The sequence below is a fragment of the Aquabacterium sp. OR-4 genome, assembly GCF_025290835.2.
GTDB lineage: Bacteria > Pseudomonadota > Gammaproteobacteria > Burkholderiales > Burkholderiaceae_C > Pseudaquabacterium.
This window is the reverse complement of the sequence record NZ_JAOCQD020000001.1, coordinates 224,610-247,645: the sequence shown is the minus strand read 5'-3', so window position 1 is coordinate 247,645 and position 23,036 is coordinate 224,610. Positions and strand designations below refer to the sequence as shown.

17 protein-coding genes are annotated in these 23,036 nt (G+C 69.7%); 6 read left to right on the top strand and 11 right to left on the bottom strand.

What is annotated here, in order from left to right; genetic code table 11:
• Window positions 1-4: 4 nt before the first annotated feature.
• Together N4G63_RS00995 and N4G63_RS00990 are read right to left on the bottom strand one after the other, a co-directional pair.
• A complete protein-coding gene (locus N4G63_RS00995; RefSeq protein ID WP_260789550.1) occupies window positions 5-517 on the bottom strand; it encodes a KdsC family phosphatase in 513 nt (170 codons plus the stop codon).
• A 65-nt stretch (window positions 518-582) separates the two neighbouring features.
• Entirely contained in the window at window positions 583-1,572 is a 990-nt protein-coding gene (locus N4G63_RS00990; protein ID WP_260789257.1) for a KpsF/GutQ family sugar-phosphate isomerase, read from the bottom strand.
• Window positions 1,573-1,769: 197 nt separating this feature from the next.
• Between N4G63_RS00990 and N4G63_RS00985 the strand changes: the two genes are divergently transcribed.
• Window positions 1,770-3,767 (top strand): monovalent cation:proton antiporter-2 (CPA2) family protein, encoded by a 1,998-nt coding sequence (locus N4G63_RS00985; protein WP_260789259.1) that lies wholly within the window; start codon window positions 1,770-1,772, stop codon window positions 3,765-3,767.
• A 77-nt stretch (window positions 3,768-3,844) separates the two neighbouring features.
• On the opposite strand, the gene N4G63_RS00980 is transcribed toward N4G63_RS00985, so the two are convergent.
• Both N4G63_RS00980 and N4G63_RS00975 read right to left on the bottom strand, forming a co-directional pair.
• Window positions 3,845-5,341, bottom strand: a complete 1,497-nt coding sequence (locus N4G63_RS00980; RefSeq protein ID WP_443111989.1) for an alpha/beta hydrolase family protein — start codon at window positions 5,339-5,341, stop codon at window positions 3,845-3,847.
• 63 nt (window positions 5,342-5,404) lie between these two features.
• Window positions 5,405-6,238 (bottom strand): helix-turn-helix transcriptional regulator, encoded by an 834-nt coding sequence (locus tag N4G63_RS00975; protein ID WP_260789260.1) that lies wholly within the window; start codon window positions 6,236-6,238, stop codon window positions 5,405-5,407.
• A 145-nt stretch (window positions 6,239-6,383) separates the two neighbouring features.
• Here N4G63_RS00975 and N4G63_RS00970 point away from each other — a divergent pair, with 145 nt between their 5' ends.
• On the top strand, window positions 6,384-6,944 hold the full coding sequence (locus N4G63_RS00970; protein ID WP_260789262.1) for an adenine phosphoribosyltransferase: 561 nt from the start codon (window positions 6,384-6,386) through the stop codon (window positions 6,942-6,944).
• A gap of 69 nt (window positions 6,945-7,013) precedes the next feature.
• Here N4G63_RS00970 and N4G63_RS00965 read toward each other — a convergent pair whose 3' ends face one another.
• The 6 genes from N4G63_RS00965 to rpmH all read right to left on the bottom strand — a co-directional run bounded on the left by N4G63_RS00965 (window position 7,014) and on the right by rpmH (window position 12,499).
• Window positions 7,014-7,820 carry a LamG-like jellyroll fold domain-containing protein gene (locus N4G63_RS00965; protein WP_260789263.1) on the bottom strand — a complete coding sequence of 269 codons (807 nt, stop codon included), beginning with the start codon at window positions 7,818-7,820 and terminating at the stop codon, window positions 7,014-7,016.
• 101 nt (window positions 7,821-7,921) lie between these two features.
• Window positions 7,922-9,352 (bottom strand): tRNA uridine-5-carboxymethylaminomethyl(34) synthesis GTPase MnmE, encoded by a 1,431-nt coding sequence (gene mnmE / locus N4G63_RS00960; RefSeq protein WP_314599236.1) that lies wholly within the window; start codon window positions 9,350-9,352, stop codon window positions 7,922-7,924.
• 320 nt (window positions 9,353-9,672) lie between these two features.
• Window positions 9,673-11,373 (bottom strand): membrane protein insertase YidC, encoded by a 1,701-nt coding sequence (gene yidC / locus N4G63_RS00955; protein WP_314599235.1) that lies wholly within the window; start codon window positions 11,371-11,373, stop codon window positions 9,673-9,675.
• A gap of 17 nt (window positions 11,374-11,390) precedes the next feature.
• Window positions 11,391-11,729: a membrane protein insertion efficiency factor YidD gene (yidD, locus tag N4G63_RS00950; protein WP_443111988.1), complete on the bottom strand. Its 339-nt coding sequence runs from the start codon at window positions 11,727-11,729 to the stop codon at window positions 11,391-11,393.
• Window positions 11,730-11,798: 69 nt separating this feature from the next.
• Window positions 11,799-12,326 (bottom strand): ribonuclease P protein component, encoded by a 528-nt coding sequence (locus N4G63_RS00945; protein ID WP_314599234.1) that lies wholly within the window; start codon window positions 12,324-12,326, stop codon window positions 11,799-11,801.
• A gap of 35 nt (window positions 12,327-12,361) precedes the next feature.
• On the bottom strand, window positions 12,362-12,499 hold the full coding sequence (gene rpmH, locus N4G63_RS00940) for a 50S ribosomal protein L34 (protein WP_137734500.1): 138 nt from the start codon (window positions 12,497-12,499) through the stop codon (window positions 12,362-12,364).
• 456 nt (window positions 12,500-12,955) lie between these two features.
• Between rpmH and dnaA the strand changes: the two genes are divergently transcribed.
• The 3 genes from dnaA to gyrB all read left to right on the top strand — a co-directional run bounded on the left by dnaA (window position 12,956) and on the right by gyrB (window position 18,562).
• Window positions 12,956-14,476 carry a chromosomal replication initiator protein DnaA gene (dnaA, locus tag N4G63_RS00935; RefSeq protein WP_260789274.1) on the top strand — a complete coding sequence of 507 codons (1,521 nt, stop codon included), beginning with the start codon at window positions 12,956-12,958 and terminating at the stop codon, window positions 14,474-14,476.
• Window positions 14,477-14,758: 282 nt separating this feature from the next.
• Window positions 14,759-15,865, top strand: a complete 1,107-nt coding sequence (gene dnaN, locus N4G63_RS00930) for a DNA polymerase III subunit beta (protein WP_260789275.1) — start codon at window positions 14,759-14,761, stop codon at window positions 15,863-15,865.
• A 117-nt stretch (window positions 15,866-15,982) separates the two neighbouring features.
• Window positions 15,983-18,562 carry a DNA topoisomerase (ATP-hydrolyzing) subunit B gene (gyrB, locus tag N4G63_RS00925; RefSeq protein WP_314599233.1) on the top strand — a complete coding sequence of 860 codons (2,580 nt, stop codon included), beginning with the start codon at window positions 15,983-15,985 and terminating at the stop codon, window positions 18,560-18,562.
• Between the two features lie 161 nt (window positions 18,563-18,723).
• On the opposite strand, the gene N4G63_RS00920 is transcribed toward gyrB, so the two are convergent.
• Complete coding sequence (locus tag N4G63_RS00920) at window positions 18,724-20,508, bottom strand: carboxylesterase/lipase family protein (protein WP_314599232.1); 1,785 nt, start codon at window positions 20,506-20,508, stop codon at window positions 18,724-18,726.
• Window positions 20,509-20,726: 218 nt separating this feature from the next.
• Here N4G63_RS00920 and N4G63_RS00915 point away from each other — a divergent pair, with 218 nt between their 5' ends.
• Window positions 20,727-22,988 carry a TonB-dependent receptor plug domain-containing protein gene (locus N4G63_RS00915; RefSeq protein ID WP_260789278.1) on the top strand — a complete coding sequence of 754 codons (2,262 nt, stop codon included), beginning with the start codon at window positions 20,727-20,729 and terminating at the stop codon, window positions 22,986-22,988.
• The last annotated feature ends 48 nt before the right edge of the window (window positions 22,989-23,036 follow it).

The following is a 23,036-nucleotide window of genomic DNA, read 5'->3' as shown; positions in this document are numbered from 1 at the left end:
TGGCTCAGCGCGCGTCCAGCGTGCCGCCCTGCTGGGCGGCCAGCAGCGCGGCGTAGCGGCCGGCGGCCACCAGCAGCAGGTCGCAGAACTCGCGCGCCGCACCTTCGCCACCGCGTGCCGCGGTGATGTGATGGGCCACCGCACGGGCCTCGGCATGGCCGTTGGGCGGCACGCAGGCCAGGCCGGCGCGGCGCAGCAGCGGCAGGTCGGGCCAGTCGTCGCCGATCACCGCCAGCTCGTCCCAGTCGACGCCCAGCTCGGCCAGCACGGCCTGGGCACAGGCCAGCTTGTCGGACACGCCGAAGTGCACGCGCGTGAGGCCCAGATCACTCATGCGCCGGCGCACCGCCGGCGAATCGCGGCCGGTGATGATCACCGGCACGATGCCGGCCTGGGCCAGCAGCTTGAGGCCATGACCGTCGAGCACATGGAAGGCCTTGACGCCCTCGCCGTCGGCGCCGATGTACAGCCGCCCGTCGGTGAGCACGCCGTCGACGTCGAAGATCGCCGCGCGCATGCCGCCGCCGCGACCCTGGGCCCGCAGCAGCAGCTCAGGCGCGAAGTTCAGTGCGGGTGCCACCGTCACACCACCTTGGCGCGCATCAGGTGGCCGATGGTCAGCATGCCGGCCAGGCGGCCGTTGCCGTCGACCACCGCCACCGCGGTGATGCGGTGCTGCTCCATCAGCTCGGCGGCCTCCACCGCCAGGGCGTCGGCGCGGATGGTCTTGGGCCGCGGGTGCATGACCTCGGCGGCGCCCAGGGTGCGCAGCTCGACGCCGCGCTCGACCAGGCGGCGCAGGTCGCCGTCGGTGAAGATGCCCTGCAGCCGGCCGTCGCCATCCACCAGCAGCGCGGCACCCAGGCCCTTGGCCGACATGCTGCGCATCATCTCGGTGAAGGGCGTGTCGGCCGCCACGGTGGGCAGTTCGTCGCCGCTGACCATCAGCTCGCCCACGTGCACCAGCAGCTTGCGGCCCAGCGCGCCGCCGGGGTGCGAGCGGGCGAAGTCGGCCTCGCCGAAGCCGCGGGCATCCAGCAGGGCCACGGCCAGTGCGTCGCCCAGCGCCATCTGCGCGGTGGTGCTGGCGGTGGGCGCCAGATTGAGCGGACAGGCTTCCTCGGCCACCGCGCTGGAGATCACCTGATCGGCATGCTGGGCCAGCGTGGACTCGGGCTTGCCGGTCATGGCCACCAGCGTGATGCCCAGGCGGCGCAGCGCCGGCAGGATGGCGGCCAGCTCGTCGCTCTCGCCGCTGTTGCTGATGGCCAGCACCACGTCGCCCGGCTGCACCATGCCCAGGTCGCCGTGGCTGGCCTCCGCCGGGTGCACAAAAAACGCCGGCGTGCCGGTGGAGGCCAGCGTGGCGGCGATCTTGCGGCCGACATGGCCGCTCTTGCCCATGCCCATCACGATGACGCGGCCGCGGCAGTCGAGCATGGCCTGCACCGCGCCGGTAAAGCCCGCGCCCTGGCGTGCGGCCAGGCCCAGCAGCGCACGCGCCTCGATCTCGAAGGTATGGGCGGCCAGTTGCAGGGCACGCTGCGGGTCGATGGAGGGTCGCGCGGTCACGGTGGGCGGAGGGCTGGTGGAACGGCCGGCGGGCGCGCGCACCGGGCTTGCGCGGTATCGGCGGCCCGGAGCGGCATGCTCGCTTAGCATCGACGCACCGGTGCGCCGCATTCTAGGCGGCGCACCCGGCCGGCGCCCGGCCCGTGCCGCCGGCCCCGCCTCCCCCCACTGCCCCACCACCCCGTTCACCCGCCTGGATGGCCTCCACCCTCGAACTCGTCTTGCTGTACCTCGTGGCCGCCGTGCTGGGCGTGGTGGGCTGCCGTCTGCTGAAGCTGCCACCGATGCTGGGCTACCTGGCGGTGGGCATCGTCATCGGCCCCAATGCGCTGGCGCTGGCCAAGGATTCGGCCGGCGTGAAGTACCTGGCCGAGTTCGGCGTGGTGTTCCTGATGTTCGTCATCGGGCTGGAGTTCAACCTGCCCAAGCTGCGCAGCATGCGCACGCTGGTGTTCGGCCTGGGGCTCAGCCAGGTGCTGCTGACCATCCTGGGTGCGCTGGCCGGCAACGCCGCGCTGGCCTGGGCCTTTGCCGCGCTGGGCCAGCGCTGGGATCTGGGCTGGCAGGGCGCCTTCGTGCTGGGGGCGGCCATGGCGATGAGTTCCACCGCCATCGTCGTGAAGCTGATGGCCGAGCGGCTGGAGATGGAAAGCGAGCATGGCCGGCGCGTGATGGGCGTGCTGCTGTTCCAGGATCTGGCGGTGGTGCCGCTGCTGGTGCTGATTCCGGCGCTGGACGAGAGCGCGCCCGACATGGCCCGCGCGATGATGTTCGCGGTGCTCAAGGCGGCGGTGCTGCTGACCCTGCTGCTGGTGGGCGGCCAGCGCGTGATGCGCTGGTGGCTCACGCTGGTGGCGCGGCGCAAGAGCGAAGAGCTGTTCGTGCTGAACCTGCTGCTGATCACGCTGGGCCTGGCCTGGCTGACCGAGCATGCCGGCCTGAGTCTGGCGCTGGGTGCCTTCGTGGCCGGCATGCTGGTGGCCGAGACCGAGTTCAAGCACCAGGTGGAGACCGACATCCGGCCCTTCCACGACGTGCTGCTGGGCCTGTTCTTCATCACCATCGGCATGAAGCTCGACTGGCGGCCGGTGGTCGACCAGTGGTTCCTGGTGCTGCTGCTGGCCTGCATTCCGGTGGTGGCCAAGGCGGTGCTGGTGGCGGGGCTGGCGCGCGCCTTCAATGCCACGCCGGGCGTGGCCATCCGCACCGGGCTGTATCTGGCGCAGGCGGGCGAGTTCGGCTTCGTGCTGCTGGCCCTCGGCAGCCAGTTCGGCCTGGTGCGCGGCGGCTGGCTGAGCACGGTGCTGGCCAGCATGGTGCTGTCGATGCTGGCCACGCCGTTTCTGGTGATGTACGCCAACCGCATCGTGATGAAGCTGTCGGCCAGCGAATGGCTGCTGCAGTCGGTGCAGCTGACCACCATCGCCAAGAAGGCCATCCGCACCGAGGCCCACGTGATCATCGCCGGCTACGGCCGCTGCGGCCAGAACATGGCGCGCATGCTCGAGCAGGAGGCCATTCCGTACATGGCGCTCGACCTCGACCCCGACCGCGTGCGCCAGGCCGCCGCGGCCGGCCAGAGCGTGGTGTTTGGCGACGCGGCGCGCCTGCCCAGCCTGATGGCCGCCGGCCTGGGCCGGGCCAGCGCGGTGGTGGTGAGCTACCTCGACACGCCCTCGGCACTGAAGATCCTGGCCCTGGTGCGCGAGCATGCGCCCAAGGTGCCGGTGATCGTGCGCACGCTCGACGATGCCGACCTCGAGCGCCTGCGCGAGGCCGGCGCCACCGAGGTGGTGCCCGAGGCCATCGAGGGCAGCCTGATGCTGGCCGCGCAGGCCCTGGCCCTGGTGGGCGTGCCGATGCGCCGCGTGATCCGCGTGACCCGCGACGCGCGCGAGAAGCGCTACGGCCTGCTGCGCGGCTACTTCCACGGTGCCGACGACGACACGCTGGAAGAGCGCCAGCAGGCGCGGCTGGCCAGCGTCACCCTGCCCGCCGCCGTGGCCTGCCTGGGCCAGCCGCTGGGCGAGCTGGCCCTGCCGGCGATGGGTGCGCAGGTGGTCTCGGTGCGCCAGGCCAGCGGGCGCGTCGTGGACGCCGACGACAGCGTGGCACTGCAGGCCGGCGACACGCTGGTGCTGTCGGGCCTGCCCGAGGCGCTGGCAATGGCCGAGGCCGCGCTGCTGCGGCCCTGACTCGCGCACCGCCGGGCGGGCTTGGCGGGCTGCCTTGGGAGCGGCCCGATGACAGCCCGCTGGCAATCGGCTGGCAATCAGCTGGCCGGGCAGGCCGGCATCAGCGTGCGCGTGAACACCGCCGAGCCGGGCGTGCTGGGCTCACCGGCCACCGGCGTGTTGACCGTGAAGGTGCAGCCATACGACGGGCTGGCCACGGTGGCCGGCGTGAGCACGTCATCGCCGGCCGGCTTGGTGCCCTGCTCGACCCACTTCACCAGGTCGGCGAAGGCGGTGACGGTTTCGCTGACCGTGAAGTCGCAGTGGCTGGGCGCGCGGATGGCGCGCTGCACCAGCAGGTTGCCATTGCCCTTGGCCACCGCGCGCTGGCGGTGGATCTGCATCATGTGGAAGGGCACGTACATGTCGCCCAGCGTGTGCATCGACACCACCGGGATCTTGAACTCGCCGTTCACCTTGGGAATCCAGCGCAGCCCGTCGCGGCGCAGGCGGTTGGCATCGGCCACCGCGGTGGCGCGCAGCACGCCGGCATTGAGCGCCTTCTCCTCATCGGTCTGGGCGCTGTCGGCATCGAGCTGGTAGACGAAGCGGTTGGTGTCGAGCGGGCTCTTGTTGAGGATGCCGCTGATCGTGCCGTCGCCGCCGAAGGTGCCCCACACCACGCTTTGCAGGCCGCTGTTGGCGAAGCCCTCGTTGAAGATCGGGCGCTCGCCGCCGGTGAGGTTGCGCACCGCCTCGCGCAGCTTCAGGCCCTGCGCGGTGGGCACGCTGCTGAAGGTGGTGAACAGGTTGCTGCGCACCAGCGCCGAGACGTCGGCCCAGCCGGTGGCCGGGTACTTGGGCACGCCGGCAAAGTACTGCGCCAGCGCCTGGTAGCCGCTGAAGTAGTCGAACAGCTCGCTGTCGCCGGTGACGCCGCACATCGGCAGCGCGCCGTCGTAGCTGACCTTGTTCTTGGCGTAGCTGGCGGCCTCGGTCTCGATGGCCGCGGCGGTGATGTGGCCGCCCATCGAGTGGCCGGCGATGTAGGTCTTGGTGGGGGCGGCCAGCGTGCGGCCGCGCGCCGCGGCGATCTTGGTGAACTCGTTGGCCAGGGCGTTGGTGTCTTCCACGCCCACGCGCACGTCGTAGTAGTTCTTGGTGTAGCTGCTGGCCGCCCAGGCATAGCCATTGGCCACCAGGTAGGCGCGCAGCGTGCTGGGCGTGGTGACCACCAGCTCGTTGCCGGTGCCGGCATAGCCGTGGGCATACATCACCAGCTTGCCGTTCCAGTTCTTGGGCACCTCGATGCGGTAGCCGGCACCGTTGAGTACGCCGGCCCAACGGTCGGTCTCGACCGCCAGGCCCGCCTGGGCGGTGAAGCCGTCGCCGTTGCTGCCGGTGCCGGCCTGGTAGTCGCTGTAGGCGCTGGCCGCGCGCGGCACATAGCTGTTGCGGCTGTCCTGCACGCGGGTTTCCTCGGGCTCGCTGACGGCCTGCTTGGTGGGCTCGTCATCGGCCCCGCCGCAGGCAGCCAGCAGCGCGCTGGCGGCGGCCAGCGCCAGGATGTTCAGGGTGGGCAGCTTGCGGTTCACGGGCATCTCCTCGGGCAGGTCTCGGGGGTCGGGGGACCGAAAGGCGCGATGGTGGTCAGGCCGCTAGAAGATGGCTTGTACCGAGTTGTCATGGCGCACGAAGCTGGGGGAAAGTCCGTAGGTGCGTTGCCACGTGTGCGACAGGTGGGCCGAGTCGGCAAAGCCCGCGTCGTGCGCAATGCCGGTCAGCGTGCCCGGTGCCTTGAACTGCGCGGCGGCCCGTTGCGCGCGCGCGAACGCACGCCACTGCCGGTAGCCAATGCCGATGGCCTGGCTGAACAGGTGCGACATGCGGTGGTACGACACGCCCAGGCGCTGCGCCAGCTCGGCCAGTGCCAGCTCGGGCTGCTGCGCCAGCCACTGCAGCAGCGTGGCGCGCAGCGGCGGCTCGGCCGGCACCGGGGGCAGCAGGGGCACCAGCGTGGCCAGCAGGGCATCGGCCAGGGCCTGGCCGCTGGCCCGGTCGGGCATGCCGGCGGCCAGCGCATGCAGCGCGCCATCGTGGGCCTGGAAGGCCGCGCGCGGCAGGGTCAGCACACCGTCGCCGCCGATCGCGCACCCGTGCAGAAACTGCGCATGCGCCGGATGCAGGTTCAGGCTCACCAGGGCCGCGCCGGCCGCCTGCAGACGGCGCTGCACCAGCGGCCGCACCAGCGCCGCGCCGGTCTGGCGCAGGGGGCCATCGCCTGCCGCCACGCCGAACTGCACGCGCGGCGACACGCCCAGCAGCAGCACCGCCGACGGGCGCTGGGTGCTCACATCCGGCAGGCGCGCACTGGCGTAGAGAAAGCCGTGGTCGATGCGGCAGTAGCGGTCGGGCGCGGGGCCCCGCTCGGTGGCCGCGGCATCGGGCCCGGGGCTGGCAAGGGCAGGCAGAACAAGGGCATCAAAGCTCACGGACGGGGCAACGCCAGGCGGCGGCAAACGGCAGGTGCGGCGAGCCTAGTCAAGCCCGCAGCCCTCGGCCATCGGGGGCCACCCGCGGCACTGCCGCAGCGCGGAAAACGCGCACAATCTCCGGCCCGCTTCGAGCTCGCCCGCCATGCAACACACCACCGCCCACGCGCTGACTGCCGACTACATCCGCCAGCACATCCGCACCGTGCCCGACTGGCCGGCGCCGGGCGTCCAGTTTCGCGACATCACGCCGCTGCTGCAGAACCCCAAGGTGTTTCGCGTGCTGATCGACGAGTTCGTGCACCGCTGGTTCGACCTGAAGCCCGATGCGGTGGCCGGGCTCGATGCGCGCGGCTTCATCCTGGGCGCGGTGGTGGCCTACGAGCTGAACGTGGGCTTCGTGCCCATCCGCAAGAAGGGCAAGCTGCCCTACACCACGGTGGAAGAAAGCTACGAGCTGGAGTACGGCAGCGCCACCGTGGAGATGCACACCGACGCGGTGAAGCCCGGCGACCGCGTGGTGCTGATCGACGACCTGATCGCCACCGGCGGCACCATGACCGCCGGCCTGCGCCTGCTGCAGAAGCTGGGCGCCACGGTGATCGAGGGCGCGGCCATCGTCGACCTGCCCGAGCTGGGCGGCTCGCAGCGCATCCGCGACGCCGGCCTGCCGCTGTTCACGCTGGTCGATTACGCCGGGCACTGACGCCGGGCTCCAGCGTCAGACACGGACGCCGGGCACCGAAGCCGGCCCGGCGCCTGGCGCGATGCCGCCTCAGGCGCCGCGGCGGCGCCGGGCCCACAGCAGCGCGCCACCGGCCAGGGCCATCAGCGCAGGGGCCGGCTCGGGCACCGCCGACACGCTGGGCCCGGCCAGAAACTGGGCCCGCACCGTGGCATCGTCGATGCGGCCGCTGTAGATGCGCACATCGTCCAGTTCGCCATTGAACTGGCCCCCGAAGCCCGACACCTGGCGACCCAGCCGCAGGTTGCCGTGGAAGTAGGGCGTGCTGTAGTTCCAGCCCGCACCGCCGTGGCCGAGGTACTGGCCGTCCACCCACAGCAGCACATTGTTTTCGGCCATGGCCACGGTGTAGTGGTGCCATTGGTCGGCATGGGCCACCGGCGCGCTGCGGCCACCACCCCAGCCCGACTGGTTGAGGCCCACCACCTCGCGCCCGCCGCCCTGCACAGGGCGCAGCGACAGCGCAAACTCCGGCAGGTAGCCCGACACCACACCCTGGCCCACCATCACCGCCTCGGTGGTGGTGCCGGTGCCGGGGGTCTGGCGGGCCCACAGGCTCACCGTCCACCAGGTGTCGGCACCATTCTCGGCCGACGGGATCAGCCCGGCGTATTCGGCAAAGGCCTTGTCGCCCTGCACGGCCAGCACGCCGTCGCGCACCTGCACATCGCCCGACAGCGTGGCCACGGCGCCCTGGGCGCTGTGCGCATCGCGGCTGAAGCTGAACGAGTGCACCAGCGTCAACGCCGGCACCGCGGCTTGCGCCAAACCTGGTAGCAACAGGCCGGCCAGTGCCAGGCAAAGGGCGCCGGCGCGGCGCAGGGGAATCAGGGCCATGGACATCTCCAACGAACAACAGGGGGGTGATGTCCTGTAGCGCCGGATGCCGCACCACCGAGGATCACACCCCCTGCAACCGAGGGGGCGGAACGGCGCGCCTACTTGCCGATGCAGAAGCTGCCGAAGATCACGCCCAGCAGGTCGTCGGCCGTGAAGCGGCCGGTGATCTCGCCCAGCGCCTCGTGCGCCAGGCGCAGCTCTTCGGCAAACAGGTCGAGCGCCGCATCGGCCGCCGCCGCATGGCCGGCCGCCAGGGCCAGGTGCCCGGCCGTGCGCTCGAGCGCCTGCACATGCCGGCGGCGCGCAATGAACACGCCCTCGGCCGCGGCCTGCCAGCCGGCACGGCGCAGCAGCTCGTGGCGCAGCGCCCGCAGGCCCTCGCCGGCCTTGGCGCTGAGCGCGATCTCGCCTGCGGGCAGCGCGGCCACCACCTCGGCCGCCACGCCATCGCGTTTGTTGTGCACATGCACCAGGCGCTGCACGCCGTGCGCGGCCAGGCGCAGGGCAATCTCGGCCTCGGCCGCCTCGTAGGCCGGCTGGCCACGGCGGGTGAGGTCGTGCAGAAAGATCACCGCGTCGGCCTCGGCAATCGCCGCCCAGCTGCGCGCGATGCCGATGCGCTCAACTTCATCGCTGGCGTCCTCGTCGGCGCGCAGGCCGGCGGTGTCGATCACATGCAGCGGCACGCCCTCGATCTGGATGGTCTGGCTGACCTTGTCGCGCGTGGTGCCGGGGATGGCGGTGACGATGGCCAGCTCGGCCCCGGCCAGCGCATTGAGCAGGCTGCTCTTGCCCACATTGGGCTGGCCGGCCAGCACCACGCTCAGGCCCTCGCGCAGCAGCGCTCCCTGGCGCGCACGGCCCATCACCGCGGCCAGCGCGGCCTGGATGGCATCGAGCTGGCCACGCGCATCGGCGCGTTCAAGGAAGTCGATCTCCTCCTCCGGAAAATCCAGCGTCGCCTCGACCAGCATGCGCAGGTGCACCACGCGCCCGCGCAGGGCCTCGATCTCGTGGCTGAAGGCACCACTCAGGCTGCGGCCGGCCGAGCGCGCCGCGGCCTCGGTGCTGGCGTCGATCAGGTCGGCCACGGCCTCGGCCTGGGCCAGGTCGAGCTTGTCGTTGAGAAAGGCCCGCTCGGTGAACTCGCCCGGCTCGGCCAGGCGCAGGCCCGGCAGCAGCGCCCGGGCGCCGGCGCCCGGGGTCCCGGTTTCGGCAGCGGCCTCCAGGCAGCGCGCCAGCAGCAACTGCAGCAGCACCGGGCCGCCATGGGCCTGCAGCTCGAGCACGTCTTCGCCGGTGTAGCTGTGCGGGGCCGGAAACCACAGCGCCAGGCCCTGGTCGATGGGCTGGCCATCGGCTGCCGCAAAGGGCCCGTAGTGCGCATGGCGCGGTGCCGGCAGCCGCCCCAGCAGGCGCTGCACCAGCGGTGCCAGCCCGCGCCCCGACACCCGCACGATGCCCACCGCCCCGCGCCCGGCGGCGGTGGCAATGGCAACGATGGGGTCTTCTCGGCGGGCCAGCGACATGGCCGCGGATTGTGGCGGATGGCCTGGCCGCGGCGCGGCCTTCGCACCCGGCCTGCGTGGCGCACGCCGGCCACGCAGGCCCGGGGCAGATGGCGCGGGGCGGGGTGCCGGGGCATGCGCATGCATGAACCGTTTTCACACCACCGGGGCGGCACCGGGCGATGCCGCCGCACCCCGCATTGACTGGTGCGGCCGGGCCATGAAAAAGGCCGACCGCTGATCTGCATCATCGGTCGGCCTGGGCCCGGACTTGAGTCCGGGTTTGCGGGGGCGCTGCAGCCCCGGCGTGCGCTAAGTCACGGCCACAGGCCGTGCGGCGGCTACTTGCCGGTGTTCAGCCCCAGCTGCTTGTTGATGAACCACTGCTGCGCGATGCCCAGCACGTTGTTCGTCAGCCAGTACAGCACCAGGCCGGCCGGGAAGAAGAAGAAGAACACCGAGAAGATCAGCGGCATGATCCACATCATCTTGGCCTGCACCGGATCGGGCGGCGTGGGGTTCAGCCAGGTCTGGAACAGCGTCGACAGCGTCATCAGCAGCGGCAGGATGAAAAACGGGTCCTTGGTGGACAGGTCGGTGATCCAGCCGATCCACGGTGCGTTGCGCATCTCCACGGTGGACAGCAGCACCCAGTACAGCGCGATGAAGAACGGCATCTGCACAAAGATCGGCAGGCAGCCGCCGAAGGGGTTGACCTTCTCCTCGCGGTAGATGCGCATCATCTCCTGCTGCATCTGCTGCGGCTTGTCCTTCAGCCGCTCGCGCATCTCCATCACCTTGGGGTTGATGGCCTTCATCTTGGCCATCGACCGGTAGGCGCTGGCGTTGAGCCAGTAGAACGCGATCTTCAGCAGCACCACCAGCGCCACGATGGCCCAGCCCCAGTTGCCGATCAGGCCATGCAGCTTGTCGAGCAGCCAGAACAGCGGCTTGGACAGCATGGTCAGAAAGCCGTAGTCCTTCACCAGGTCCAGGCCGGGAGCCAGGGCCTCGAGCTTCTTCTCCTCTTGCGGGCCGGCAAACAGCGTGGCCTGGTGGGCCACGGTGGCGCCCGGCGCGGCGCTGGGCAGCGGCAGCACCATGGCCACGCGGTACAGGCTCTTGCCGAAGGTGGCCTCATTGGGCGGGATGGTGTCGATCTTGAACTCGCGCGCGCCCTTGTCGTTGAACAGCCAGGCGCTGGCGAAGTAGTGCTGCACCATGGCCACCCAGCCGCTGTCCGAGCCCTTGTGGTACTCGGCCTTGCCCTTGTCGATGGCGGCGAACTCGACCTTCTCGAACTTGCCCTGCTCGGAGTACACCGCCGGGCCGGTGAACGACACCGGGCCGGCCATCACATTGGTGTTGCCCAGCACCGTGCCGTCGCGCGCCAGCTGCAGGTAGAGCTTGGCCTGCACCGGCGCGGCGCCGGCATTGCGCAGCTCGTGCTTCACGGCCACGGCATAGTCGCCGCGGCGGAAGGTGTAGGTCTTGATCAGCTGCACGCCACCGATCTCGGGCGACTCGAAGCGCACCTGCAGTTCCTTGGCGCCGTCCTTGAGCTCGCGCTCGCCGGGCACCAGGGTCATCACCGTCGTGTGATTGGGCAGGGCCACGCCGGCTTGCGCGTCGATCAGCCCGGTCTGTGCCAGGTACACGCTCTGCGGCTGGCGGTCCATCAGCACCACGTTGCGCTTGGTGTCTTCGCTCTCGGCGTACTTCAGCAGCTCCAGCCGCACCAGCTCGCCGCCCTTGCCGTCGAGCGTGGCCTTCACCACATCGGTGGTGATGGTGACCTTCTCGCTGACCAGCGGCGCCGCGGCGCTGGCCGCCGCGCCGGGCACGGCGGCACCGGCGGCCACCGACGCCGGCAGGCCATTGGCGGCCACCGTCTGCGGTGCCGATCCAGCGGCCGCCGGCGCGCGTGCCGCAGGCGGATCAAAGAACGACGTCTGGCCGTTGTGCTTGTTCCAGGCGTCCCACAGCAGGAACAACGAGACGAGGAACACACCCCAGAGGATGTTGCGACGGATGTCGGGCATGGGTGGAGTCTTCTTGTCTACGAACGGGATGAGGGGTCGCGGCCGGGCTCGCTGGCCGGTGCCTGCACGACGGCGGCCGGCATGGTGGCGAGCAGATGGCGAAACAGGCGCGGCGCGGCGTCAGGCACCGGATCATGCCCGCCCGCGCACCAGGGGTGGCAGCGCAGCACGCGCCGCGTGCTCAGCCAGGCACCCGCCGCGGCACCGTGGCGATCAAGCGCTTGCAAGGCATAGGCCGAGCAGCTGGGCTCGAAGCGGCAGCCGTTGCCCAGCCAGGGCTTGAGCGTATAGCGGTAGCCATGCACCAGCGCCATCAACAGGCGCCGCGGCAGCAGCTGAACAGCCGACAGGCTCATGGCAGGGCGGGCCGGCACTGTGGCAGCACGGATCGCATGGAAGGCCCGGGCGGCACGGCGCGCGCAGCCTCAGGCCGCGGCCGGCTGCGTCGGGCCACGGCGCGCCGGCCCCGAAGGCCGCGCAGGGCGTCCGGCGGGTGCCGGCTGCAGCGCGCGCTGCAGCAGCACGGCCAACTCAGCGCGCGCAGCCACGCGCAGCGCATCCGAAGCGGCGCTGTGGAACTGGCTGCGATCGAACGGCGCCTTCAGGCGCAGCACCCACAGGCCCGGCGGCAGGCCCGGGCCATGGGCCTGCATCACCGCGCGCATCTGCCGCTTGAGCAGGGTGCGGGTCACCGCCCGGCGCGCATGGCGCTTGGGCACCACCATGCCCAGCCAGCAGCCGGCGGGCGGCTCCAGGGGCAAGTCTTCCACAGGCGGTGGGCAACTGGGTGCATCACCTGTGGACAACTCGTCCGCAACGCTGGCCTTGACGGGCTTTTTCGGCGCCGATGGCGCCGCCGGCAGATGGTGAGCGGCGAAGTGAGCACTTCGCGAGCGCGGCGGCAGTGCCAGCACGCGCTCGAAATCGGCCGTTCGCAGAATGCGCCCGACCATGCTGACCTTTGCGGCTGCCGACGCCGGCGCCGGAATCAGACCTGCGACAGACGCTTGCGGCCCTTGGCGCGGCGTGCGGCGATCACGGCACGGCCGCCGCGGGTCTTCATGCGCACGAGGAAACCGTGGGTACGGGCGCGGCGGGTCTTGGACGGCTGGTAGGTGCGCTTCATGGCGTATCTCTCTTGAGTCGGTATGCGGGGGGTGGCATGGACGGGCCCCGGTGAGTGACCGGGACGACCGGTGCAAACCGGTGTGCGCCCGTGCGCTCATGCCCTGCCTGACTGGCGATGTGTTTGGCTGCCGTGTGCGTGGCCCGAGAAGCCCGTGCCCACCCGGCTGTTGCCCGGCGTGCCCGCTGCACCGACCGCGCCAGCGCCTTGGCGGCACCGGCACATTCAAGCGCCAACTTCCGGCCAGGCCTTTGCGTGCCTTGCCCATCACCCACCGAGCCCTGCACGTTGGGGAAACCCACTATTAGAGCAAAAACCTCCTTTGCCGTCAAACACTTGCACGCCAGCATGCGGCTGGGGCGGGCCATTGACGCCTTGCAAGGAACTGTGGATAACCACGGCTGCGCGGGCCGGAGGGGCCTACAATCGCGCCGCTCGAGAGAAGACTTGTCCACAATGAGCCCAGACCTCTGGCAGCGCGGCTGCGAACGACTCGCCGCCGAACTGCCCGAACAGCAATACAACACCTGGATCCGCCCGCTGCCCGCCGCTGAACTGAGCGATGGCGCAGAGGGGATCGTGGTCCAGGTGCGCGTCCCCAACCGATTCAAGCTCGACTGGATCCGCTCGCAATACGCGTCGCGCATCGAGTCGATCCTGGGAGAACTGGCGGGCGCGCCGGTGCGCCTGTCGCTGCAGCTGGCCGCGCGTGATCTGCCGCCACCCTCCCGGGCCGTGCCGGCCAACGGGCCGGTGCGCGCCGCCGCGCTGCTCAATGGCCAGGCGCTGGCACCGGCCACCCGCGTGCCGGTGCCGGTGCCCGCGGGCGGCGAGGGCCGAGCCGATGGGCCCGCCGAAGCCCCTGACACCCATGCCAGCGCCAGCGCCGGCCAGCGACCGGGCATGGCGCCACCGCGCGCCGGCGGCCCGGCCGTGCATTTGCCGCCGGCGGCCAACGCCCACCGGCTGAACACCGCGCTCACCTTCGACACCCTGGTGGCCGGCCGCGCCAACCAGATGGCCCGCACCGCCGCACTGCATGTGGCCGGTGCACCGGGCGTGATGTACAACCCCTTGTTCATCTACGGCGGCGTGGGCCTGGGCAAGACCCACCTGATCCACGCCGTGGGCAATGCGCTGCTGCGCGACAAGCCCGACGCCCGCGTGCTGTACCTGCATGCCGAGCAGTTCATCAGCGACGTGGTCAAGAACTACCAGCGCAAGACCTTTGACGAGCTGAAGGCCAAGTACCACTCGCTCGACCTGCTGCTGATCGACGATGTGCAGTTCTTTGCCGGCAAGGACCGCACGCAGGAGGAGTTCTTCAACGCCTTCGAGGCCCTGCTGGCCAAGCGCGCCCACATCATCATGACCAGCGACACCTACCCCAAGGGGCTGGTGGACATCGACGAGCGCCTCACCAGCCGCTTTGACGCCGGCCTGACGGTGGCCATCGAGCCGCCCGAGCTCGAGATGCGCGTGGCCATCCTGATCCGCAAGGCGCTGGCCGAAGGCACCGAGATGCCCGAGGACGTGGCCTTCTTCGTGGCCAAGAACGTGCGCGCCAACGTGCGCGAGCTCGAAGGTGCGCTGCGCAAGGTGCTGGCCTACAGCCGCTTCAGCCACAAGGACATCAACATCAACCTCGCACGCGAGGCGCTGAAGGATCTGCTGTCGATCCAGAACCGCCAGATCAGCGTGGAGAACATCCAGAAGACGGTGGCCGACTTCTACAAGATCAAGGTCGCCGACATGTACAGCAAGAAGCGGCCGGCCTCGATTGCCAAGCCGCGCCAGATTGCCATGTACCTGGCCAAGGAACTCACCCAGAAGAGCCTGCCCGAGATCGGCGAGCTGTTCGGTGGCCGCGACCACACCACGGTGCTGCACGCGGTGCGCAAGATCGGCGGCGACCGCACCAAGGACACCGAGCTGAACCAGCAGCTGCACGTGCTGGAGCAGACGCTCAAGGGCTGATCCGCCGCCCCGCCGACCCCGTTGTGGGCGCCGCCAGGCGCATACACCGGCTGTAGCACTGCCGTCAAATGACAAACCTGTGAACAAGACTCGAACAAGCCTGCTGTTATCCACATCGATTTGCGCCGCCATCGAGTTGTTGTTGGCCAACCCGATGCTTCCAGCCCTCGCGCCCACAGGGTTCGGCCGGCCGTAAAGCGTTGAAATGTCAGGTGAAAATAGCCTTGTTCACAGCCAGCCCGGCCCCCTACTAAGAACTACCAGTTCTTTAAAGAGGAAGACATGATTGTTTTGAAAGCGCCGCAACACGAACTGCTCGAGGCCTTGCAGGCCGTGGCCGGCATCGTGGAGCGCCGGCACACGCTGCCCATCCTGGCCAATGTGCTGATGCGCAAGAGCGCCGACGCGATCGAGTTCACCACCAGCGATCTCGAGATCCAGGTGCGCACCAACGCCACGCTGGGCGGTGATACGGGGCCGTGGTCGTGCACCGTCGGGGCACGCAAGCTGATCGACATCCTGCGCTCGCTGCCTGGCGACCAGGTGGTGGCGCTCAGCGCGGCCCAGAGCAAGCTCACGCTCACTGGCGGCAAGAGCCGCTTCACGCTGCAGACGCTGCCGGCCGAGGACTTTCCGCTGGTCAACGAATCGGCCGATTTCGGCCCCGCGTTCGGCGTGCCGCAGAAGGTGCTCAAGGCCTTGATCAACCAGGTGCACTTCGCGATGGCGGTGCACGACATCCGCTACTACCTCAACGGCATCCTGTTCGTGGCCGAGGGCAAGACGCTCACGCTGGTGGCCACCGACGGCCACCGCCTGGGCCTGGCCCAGGCCGAGCTCGAGACCGAGATCCCGAAGCAGGAGGTGATCCTGCCGCGCAAGACCGTGCTCGAGCTGCAGCGCCTGCTCAAGGACGAGGACACCGTGATCGAGATGCGCTTTGCCGCCAACCAGGCCAAGTTCGCGTTCTCGGGGCTCGAGTTTGTGACCAAGCTGGTCGAGGGCAAGTTCCCCGACTACAACCGCGTGGTGCCCAAGAACCACCGCAACAGCGTGACGCTGGGCCGTGCCCCGCTGCTGGCCAGCCTGCAGCGCGCGGCCATCCTGACGAGCGACAAGTTCAAGGGCGTGCGCCTGAACTTCGACCCCGGTACCCTGCGCATTGCCAGCAGCAATGCCGAGCAGGAAGAGGCCAAGGAAGAGCTCGAGATCGACTACGGTGGCGACGCCATCGAGGTCGGTTTCAACGTCACGTACCTGATGGACGCCCTGGGCAACATCGGCGCCGACATGGTGAAGGTCGAGCTGCAGGACGGCAACAGCAGCGCGCTGATCACCGTGCCCGAGCAGCCGGGTTTCAAGTACGTCGTGATGCCGATGAGGATCTGACGGAGTCAGAACCTCATGGGCATGCTGCCCATCCGTTTGCGCACCCCCTGCCCCCGCCAGGCGGGGGTTCCAGCCAGACCGTTGAATGCGGCCGCTCCGCGGCCTTGAAGAAAAGCAATGACCGAACCCACCGCCCCGCAGGACCCGAGCAAGCAAGCTGACAGCCAGGGCGTGACCCAGCGCGAGGTGCCCTCGGCCCAGGGCCAGGTGGCCTCCACCGGCTCGGAAGCCTCGGCGGCCTACGGCGAAGGCAGCATCCAGATCCTGGAAGGCCTGGAGGCCGTGCGCAAGCGCCCGGGCATGTACATCGGCGACACCAGCGACGGCACCGGCCTGCACCACCTGGTGTTCGAGGTGGTCGACAACTCCATCGACGAAGCGCTGGCCGGCCACTGCGACGACATCACCGTCACCATCCACAGCGACAACAGCATCAGCGTCGTCGACAACGGCCGCGGCATCCCCACCGGCGTGAAGATGGACGACAAGCACGAGCCCAAGCGCAGTGCGGCCGAGATCGCGCTGACCGAGCTGCATGCCGGCGGCAAGTTCAACCAGAACAGCTACAAGGTCTCGGGCGGCCTGCACGGCGTGGGCGTGAGCTGCGTCAACGGCCTGAGCCGCTGGCTGCGCCTGACCGTGCGCCGCGAAGGCAAGGTGCACCAGATCGAGTTTGCGCGCGGCATTCCGCAGGACATGCCCACCGAGATGCGCGACGGCGCCGAAGTGCGGCCGCTGAAGATCGTGGGCGAGACCGAGAAGCGCGGCACCGAGGTGCACTTTCTGCCCGACACCGAGATCTTCCAGCAGAACAACGACTTCCACTACGACATCCTGGCCAAGCGCCTGCGCGAGCTCTCGTTCCTGAACAACGGCGTGAAGATCCGCCTGGTCGACGAGCGCAACGCCAAGGAAGACAACTTTGCCTACGCCGGCGGCGTGAAGGGTTTCGTCGAGTTCATCAACCAGGGCAAGAAGACCCTGCACCCGAACATCTTCCACGCCCTGGGCGACAAGATGAGCGACCAGAACACCAACATCGGTGTCGAGGTGGCCATGCAGTGGAACGACGGCTTCAGCGAGAACGTGCTGTGTTTCACCAACAACATCCCGCAGCGCGACGGTGGCACCCACCTCACCGGCCTGCGTGCGGCGATGACCCGGGTGATCAACAAGTACATCGACGACAACGAACTGGCCAAGAAGGCCAAGGTCGAGATCGCCGGTGACGACATGCGCGAAGGCCTGGCCTGCGTGGTGAGCGTCAAGGTGCCCGAGCCCAAGTTCAGCAGCCAGACCAAGGACAAGCTCGTATCGTCTGAAGTACGCGGCCCGGTCGAAGAGATCGTGAGCAAGCTGCTCACCGACTGGCTGCTCGAGAACCCGATCGACGCCAAGATCATCTGCGGCAAGATCGTCGAGGCCGCGCGTGCCCGCGAGGCCGCACGCAAGGCGCGCGAGATGACCCGCCGCAAGGGCGTGATGGACGGCCTGGGCCTGCCCGGCAAGCTGGCCGATTGCCAGGAGAAGGACCCCAGCCTCTGCGAGATCTACATCGTGGAGGGTGACTCCGCCGGCGGCAGTGCCAAGCAGGGCCGCGACCGCAAGTTCCAGGCGATCCTGCCGCTGCGCGGCAAGATCCTGAACGTGGAGAAGGCGCGCTACGAAAAGCTGCTGAGCAGCGAATCGATCGTCACGCTGATCACCGCCCTGGGCACCGGCATCGGCGCCGAAGACTTCAACGTCGACAAGCTGCGCTACCACCGCATCATCGTGATGACCGACGCCGACGTGGACGGCGCGCACATCCGCACCCTGCTGCTCACGTTCTTCTACCGCCAGATGGCCGAGCTGGTCGAGCGCGGCCACATCTACATCGCCCAGCCGCCGCTGTACAAGGTGAAGGTGGGCAAGCACGAGCAGTACCTGAAGGACGGCCACGAGCTCGACGGCTTCTTGCTGAAGGTGGCGATCGACGGCGCCTCGGTGCTGCCTGACGGCCCCGACGGTGCCCGCGCCGCGCTGAGCGGCAGCACGCTGGAGGAGCTGGCGCGCAAGTACGTGGTGGCCAACCATGTGGTCGACCGCCTGGGCAACTGGATGGACCTGGACGCCCTGCGCGCCATCGCCAACGGCCTGGAGCTCGACCTCGACGATGCCACCAAGGCCGAAGCCAGCGCTGCCGCGCTGCAGGCCGCACTGACCGATGCCACGGTCGAATCGCAGTTCGACGCACGCACCGACAAGCACCTGCTGCGCATCAGCCGCCGCCACCACGGCAACGTGAAGGCCAGCGTGATCACCGCCGACTTCGTGCACGGCGCCGACTACGCTGCGCTGAAGGAAGCCGGCGTCACCTTCAAGGGCCTGCTGGGCGCCGATGCCGTGGTGCGTCGCGGCGAGGGCGAGAAGATGAAGGAGCACAAGGCTGCCGACTTCCGCGCCGCGATGGCCTGGCTGATGGGCCAGGCCGAAAACGCCGTGGGCCGCCAGCGCTACAAGGGCCTGGGTGAGATGAACCCCGAGCAGCTGTGGGAGACCACCATGGACCCCACCGTGCGCCGCCTGCTGCGCGTGCAGATCGAAGACGCCATCGAAGCCGACCGCGTGTTCACCATGCTGATGGGCGACGAGGTCGAGCCGCGGCGCGACTTCATCGAGAGCAATGCCTTGAGGGCGGCGAACATCGACGTTTGAGCTGGCTGTCGGCTGGGCCACACACCAGCGCGCCAACCGACTGCCTGACTGCCCGACTACCTGACTGCCCGCCGCTCAGGGCACCAGCCCGCCAAACCCCAGCCCTGAGCCTGGCCCGCGCCGCCGCCTGGGCGGCAACGCGGCGGCGGAGCTGGCTGCACTCACTGCAGCGTGATCGCCTTGGCCGTCAGCGAGGCATTGAACAGCAGGGTCGATGGCCATTGGGGCCAGGTGATGCCCAGCGAGGCATCGTTGGGATCGCCCTTGAGCGCAAAGGCGCCGATGCTGCGCATCATGGCGTCCGACAGGGCCAGCCGGCCGGGCTTGTTGGCGTTGCTGTTGACGAAGTTGGCGTACAGCGACGGCCCGAAGTTGCCGAAGATGAAGGGCAGATCGAAGGCATGGGCGGCGCCGAAGACCTCGTTGAACGGCGCGGGCTCGCGGTCCCAGTCGAAGCGGTAGGCCCAGACCTTCTGCCCGGCTTGCGATTGCAGGGCGCTGATCAAGCTGTCGCGGTTGGGGATGAACCAGTGCTGGTTGACATAGTCGGTGGTGGCATTGAAGCCCGGGTAGGGCGCCGTTGTCGGCAGAAACTGCTCGGGGATCCAGTCGGCCACGGTCATCGTGGGTGCGGCGTTCGGGTCATGGCTGAAGGCCCGGGCAAACACCACCGGGTCGGTCATGGTGGCCACGCGGCCGCGGGCCAACCCGAGCCACGGAAAGGTCAGTGCCGGAAACAGCTTGATCTCGTCGCGGGTGTTGCCCACCAGCACCGGCACCTTCAGGTAGCGGCCGGCCCGGATCTCGGCGGTGGGGTTGAGCGGCAGCACCGTGCCATCGGGGATCGGGTTCGCGCCGCTCTGGCCGGCCGGTGCCAGCTTGGTCAACACGGTGTCCAGCAACTGGTCGGCGCTCTTGCTGCGCAGGTAGTCGGCCAGCTGGGCGGCGCTGCGGGTGGCGATGTAGGCGGTGGCCGCCGCGGTGCTGGCCACGGTGCCGTCCGACACCAGCAGGTTGGTCAGCAGGGCCTGGGCCCGCGTGGCCCACACCGACTGGTCTTCGAGCGACGGCACGAACCAGTTCTGGCCGCCGGTCTGCGCAGCCAGGGCGGGCGGCACGTCCACGTCGCGGGCGATGCCGCCGCTGATCGGGATCAGCCGGTGCACCAGGGCCGGGCTGGCATTCACGACCAGCGGCATGGTCATCACCGCCAGCACGTTGACGGCTCCTGCCGACTGGCCCATCAGGGTGACGTTGCCGGCATCGCCGCCAAACTGGGCGATGTTGCGCTGGATGAACTGCAGTGACTTGTGGATGTCGAGCAGCGCGAAGTTGCCCGAGTCGTCCAGCGCATCGCCGGTCTTCAGCGGCGCGGCGTTCAAGAAGCCCAGCACGCCCAGCCGGTAGTTGACGCTGACCACCACGGCATTGGCGGTCTTGGCCAGCGTGGCACCGTCGTACACCGGGTCGGCGGTGTAGCCGGTGATGTTGCTGCCACCGTGCACGAACACGATCACCGGCAGCTTCTCGGTGGCCGTGGCGGGGCGCCACACGTTGAGGTACAGGCAGTCTTCGGAGCCGACGGTGCTGTTGTAGCTGGTGCCGATGGTGGCGTCGTAGCGGTTGTTCAGCCCGGGGCCGTAAAGCCGCCCCGACGACGCGCAGGCATTGCCGAACTGCTGCGCGCTTCTGGCCCCCGTCCAGGCCTGTGCGTCGGCGGGTGCACGCCAGCGCAGCGCACCCACCGGCGGTTTGGCGTAGGGGATGCCTTTCCAGGCGTAGGTGCCGCTGGTGGTGCTGTCGTCGGTGCCCAGCACCAGGCCCAGGCTGGTGCTGCGCTGGGTCGGCGGCGGTGCCGGCGTGCTGCCGTCGCTGCCACCGCAACCGGCCAGAACCAGCGTGGCAACGCTCAGGCATGCGGCGGCCAGGGGGGTGTATCGAACCATGTTGTCTCCGATGGATGGGGGTGTCGGCGCAGTATTCGCACCGTGGTCCGGGCCATCAATGTGAGCCGCCCATACTGCTGGCCGGGCCGCGGTGTGCCGGGTATCCACCGAACAAACCCGCAGGCCGCCGTCCGTCGCATGGTGTGCGCGACCGCGGCGTGTTCTGGCAGCATCCAGCCCGCCCGGCATGTCGCTCGGGCATGGGTGGGGAGACTCGTGTGCCGCTGTCATCGCTTCTTGTCGTCCGTTCGGGTCTGGCGCCGCTGAGCCTGTGCTGCGCGATCTGCAGCCTGGGCCCGCTCACGGCCCGGGCCCAGCAGGCCAGCCCCGATGCCGGCGCCGACACGCCCAGCCGCGAGGCCACCAGCGTGCAGCGGGTCGAGATCGCCGGCCGCCAGGGCGCCACCGAGCTGCGTCGCGCGGCCAGCGTGGCCAAGCAGATCTACGACCGCGAAGAGATCGACCGCCATGGCGACACCAATGCGCTGGATGTGCTGCGCCGCCTGCCCGGCGTGAACGTGGGCTCCGACGGGCCGCGCATGCGTGGCCTGGGCGCGGGCTACACGCAGATCCTGATCAATGGCGATCCGGCGCCGCCGGGCTTTGCGCTCGACCAGCTGAGCCCGTCGCAGATCGAGCGCATCGAGGTGCTGCGCGCGCCCACCGCCGAGCAGAGCGCGCAGGCCGTGGCCGGCAGCATCAACATCATCTTGAAGGACGCGCCGCGCCAGTCGCAGCGCGATCTGCGCCTGGGCCTGGTGAGCGGGCTCGAGCGGCCGATGGGGTTTGCCAACCTCACGCTGGGCGAGGCCAAGGGCCCGGTGTCGCTGTCGCTGCCGGTGTCGCTGTTCGAGTGGCGCCGCGAGAACCGCATCACCCTCGAGCGGCGCGCGCCGGGCCGCGACGGCCTGCCGGCCCTGTCGCACCAGCAGACGCAGCAGGAGCTGTGGGGCTGGGGCTACAACCTGGGCCCGCGCCTGAACTGGAAGATCAGCGACGACGAGTCGCTGTCGCTGCAGGGCTATGCGCAAAAGGGCTACTGGAACAACCGCAGCGACTATGCCAACCAGGCGCTGGCGGGCCAGCCGCTGTTTGACGACGACACCGACCAGCACGGCAGCTGGGAGAACCGCCGCGGCAACCTGGTGTGGGCCAACCGCTTTCGGGCCGACCAGCGCATCGAGCTGAAGGCCGGCGCGCAGCTGTCGAAATGGCACTTCGATGCCCGCAACCTGCAAGACGGCGGCGCGCTCAAGCTGCACTCGGTGGGCGGCGGTGCCGACAAGGGCCTCACCCAGGCCGGCAAGTACAACCTGCTGCTGGGCGAGGCGCACAGCCTCACCGCCGGCTGGGATCTGGAGGCGCGCCAGCGCGAGGAATGGCGCAGCACCCTCGACGCCAGCGGCCAGCCGCAGCTGCCGGCCTACGACGGCCAGCCCTTCAGCGCCAAGGTGCGCCGCACCGCCGTCTATGTGCAAGACGAGTGGGAGATCTCGGCGCAGTGGCAGCTCTACCTGGGCCTGCGCCAGGAGGTCATCCGCACCGAGAGCCGCGGCAGCGACGCGCTGCTGGCGCCGGTGGTCAATACCAGCCGCGTGCTCTCGCCGCTGGCGCACATGAGCTACAAGTTCGATGCCAAGGGCCGCGACATGCTGCGCGCCAGCCTCACGCGCAGCTACAAGGCACCGGGCCTGGGGGCGATGCTGGCGCGGCCGTCGATCAACGCCAACTACCTCGACACCACCCAGGGCAATACCGCGCTGCAGCCCGACCGCATCGGCAACCCGCTGCTGCGGCCCGAACTGGCCACCGGCCTGGACATCGCCTTCGAGCACTACCTGGCCAACGGCGGGTTGTGGAGCGTGGGCGTGTTCCACCGCCAGCTCAAGGACGTGGTGCGCACCGTGACCAGCGGCCCGCAGGCGGTGAGCTGGGCCACGGCGGCGCGCTTTGTGGCGCAGCCGGTCAACTTCTCGTCGGCCAGCACCAGCGGCGTGGAGCTCGAGCTGAAGGGCCGTGCCGCCGATCTGCTGCCCAGCCTGCTGGCGGTGATGCCGCAGGCGGCCAAGGCGCTGAACCTGCGCAGCTCGATCAACGTCTACCGCTCGCGCGTGGCCGCCCTGCCCGGGCCCGACAACCGGCTGGATGGTCAGCAGCCCTGGTCGGCCACGCTGGGCTTCGACCAGCGTGTGCCCGGCCTGCCGCTGGTGCTGGGCGGCACGCTGGGACTGAACCCGGCCTACGACACCCAGCTGATGCTGGACCAGTGGCAGCAGCGCAGCCGCAACACCAGCGTCGACCTGTTCGGCCAGTGGATCTTTCGCCAGGGCCTGTCGATGCGCCTGGCGGCCAGCGCCGGCGTGCAGCCCTTCGGCCCCAGCAACGGCAGCACCACCACGCTGTATGCCAGCGGCGACTACAGCCGCACCGAGCGCTACACCCGGCCGCAGTTCAACCTGTCGCTGGATCTGAAGCTGTGAGCTGGCCCCCGGCGCAGCCCGCCGGGCGGGGGAGCGGGTGCATGCGGT

What these genes read in the sequence shown, in the direction of transcription:
- N4G63_RS00995 (WP_260789550.1), bottom strand. Translation starts at nt 517, where the DNA reads ATGCGCGCGGCGATCTTCGACGTCGACGGCGTGCTCACCGACGGGCGG.
- N4G63_RS00985 (WP_260789259.1), top strand. Translation starts at nt 1,770, where the DNA reads ATGGCCTCCACCCTCGAACTCGTCTTGCTGTACCTCGTGGCCGCCGTG.
- N4G63_RS00970 (WP_260789262.1), top strand. Translation starts at nt 6,384, where the DNA reads ATGCAACACACCACCGCCCACGCGCTGACTGCCGACTACATCCGCCAG.
- N4G63_RS00965 (WP_260789263.1), bottom strand. Translation starts at nt 7,820, where the DNA reads ATGGCCCTGATTCCCCTGCGCCGCGCCGGCGCCCTTTGCCTGGCACTG.
- mnmE (WP_314599236.1), bottom strand. Translation starts at nt 9,352, where the DNA reads ATGTCGCTGGCCCGCCGAGAAGACCCCATCGTTGCCATTGCCACCGCC.
- yidC (WP_314599235.1), bottom strand. Translation starts at nt 11,373, where the DNA reads ATGCCCGACATCCGTCGCAACATCCTCTGGGGTGTGTTCCTCGTCTCG.
- yidD (WP_443111988.1), bottom strand. Translation starts at nt 11,729, where the DNA reads ATGAGCCTGTCGGCTGTTCAGCTGCTGCCGCGGCGCCTGTTGATGGCG.
- N4G63_RS00945 (WP_314599234.1), bottom strand. Translation starts at nt 12,326, where the DNA reads ATGGTCGGGCGCATTCTGCGAACGGCCGATTTCGAGCGCGTGCTGGCA.
- rpmH (WP_137734500.1), bottom strand. Translation starts at nt 12,499, where the DNA reads ATGAAGCGCACCTACCAGCCGTCCAAGACCCGCCGCGCCCGTACCCAC.
- dnaA (WP_260789274.1), top strand. Translation starts at nt 12,956, where the DNA reads ATGAGCCCAGACCTCTGGCAGCGCGGCTGCGAACGACTCGCCGCCGAA.
- dnaN (WP_260789275.1), top strand. Translation starts at nt 14,759, where the DNA reads ATGATTGTTTTGAAAGCGCCGCAACACGAACTGCTCGAGGCCTTGCAG.
- gyrB (WP_314599233.1), top strand. Translation starts at nt 15,983, where the DNA reads ATGACCGAACCCACCGCCCCGCAGGACCCGAGCAAGCAAGCTGACAGC.
- N4G63_RS00920 (WP_314599232.1), bottom strand. Translation starts at nt 20,508, where the DNA reads ATGGTTCGATACACCCCCCTGGCCGCCGCATGCCTGAGCGTTGCCACG.